The following is a 1,423-nucleotide window of genomic DNA, read 5'->3' as shown; positions in this document are numbered from 1 at the left end:
TTTTATTCTTTGTTTGCTTGCTCTACAATCACTTCGTTATGAAAACTTTGAAAGCTATCTACTAATGTATCCAATCTTTCAAGCTGTTCAGAGTATTCAAGGATGGCAGATACAAGTGTCATTAAATGATACCAGTTTTCTTGACTTTCTTCGTCGGTCGGATTTTGGTATTCAATAAGAGTATCAATTACTTTTTTTCGATCAAAAACAAAATCCTGCATTAACTCTTCAGGTGCCTGAACTTTCACTTTACCAACAAATTTTAATAAAATTTGCTCGTGAGAATGAATGAGATCGTCTATTTCTTTAACAAATACTTGCTGAAACGGAATCGGTAATTCTTGTATTTCATTTTCATGTCTATGGAGCCGTTTTAGTGTATCCAAGGCCCGATTTGTACAAGCAATCATTTGTCTAAATAAAACAAGCTTTCTAGACTTTTCGTATTCTACCTTTTTAAAATAATTTCGTTCCTCTTTATAAAGGAGAAATAGTTGATCAATTTGTATGATGTTTTCTTTAATTTTTTCGATGTCATCTTTTAGCGTATTATACTCAGAAGCATGTCTTGTACTTACTCGGATCCACTTAAAGATTTCCTCGCATTGCTCGACAATCGCATCATATAGTTTTTTCTCATATTTAGGTGGTAGAAAAATCAGATTCACCAAAAAGGCGGATAAGATTCCCAATAAGATTGCAAGAAAGCGCAGGCTTGCAAATTCAAAAAACTGTTCACTCGGGCTTTCCATTATCGCAATCACCGTCACAATTGCGACTGGGATGGTCTTTTCCATCTTAAACCTTAAGTTAATCGCAATAACAAGAACGACAGTTAGTCCAATGATAAATGCATTATTGCCAAAATACATTCCAAATAAAATTGCAAAGATAGCACCAATAAGATTTGCCTGTACTTGTTCTATCACAGTTAAGTAAGAACGGTAGATCGAAGGTTGAATCGCAAAGACAGCTGCAATTCCAGCAAATACTGGCGAAGGCAATTCTAAAAGCTTCCCCAACATCAACGCAAGGGTAATGGCAATTCCCGTTTTTAACATGCGGGCACCAAATTTCATTTATACGAATCCTTTCTATAAAAAAGCTGTTATTTTATGTTTAGCTTTTTCTACATAATCTAAACCAATACAGTATCATACAATGATTTTATGCGTATAGCAAGGGAAACATGTCCTATATGAAATGTGCCTGCTGTCAGATGCAAAGCCTTGTATAAGACGCAAATCCCCTGGGCTACGACGCAAAAAAAGAAATGCAGACGCAAATCCGCCGGCCGCGACGCAAAAAACAAAAAACAGACGCAAATCCGCCGGGTGCGACGCAAAAAACAAAAAACAGACGCAAATCTGGCGGGTGCGACGCAAAAAACAAAAAACAGACGCAAATCTGGCGGGTGCGACGC

Annotated in this window: 2 protein-coding genes; one reads left to right on the top strand and one right to left on the bottom strand. The window is 37.0% G+C overall.

What is annotated here, in order from left to right; all coding sequences use genetic code 11:
* Window positions 1-2: 2 nt before the first annotated feature.
* Complete coding sequence (locus BTHG_RS14545; protein WP_010677462.1) at window positions 3-1,079, bottom strand: FUSC family protein; 1,077 nt, start codon at window positions 1,077-1,079, stop codon at window positions 3-5.
* Window positions 1,080-1,229: 150 nt separating this feature from the next.
* On the opposite strand from BTHG_RS14545, the gene BTHG_RS27425 reads away from it, so the two are divergent.
* A partial coding sequence (locus BTHG_RS27425; protein ID WP_222860365.1) for a hypothetical protein occupies window positions 1,230-1,423 on the top strand: 194 nt, incomplete at its 3' end.

Source organism: Bacillus timonensis (assembly GCF_000285535.1).
Taxonomy (GTDB): Bacteria; Bacillota; Bacilli; order Bacillales; family Bacillaceae_L; genus Ferdinandcohnia; species Ferdinandcohnia timonensis.
This window is presented reverse-complemented; position numbering and strand designations above follow the sequence as displayed.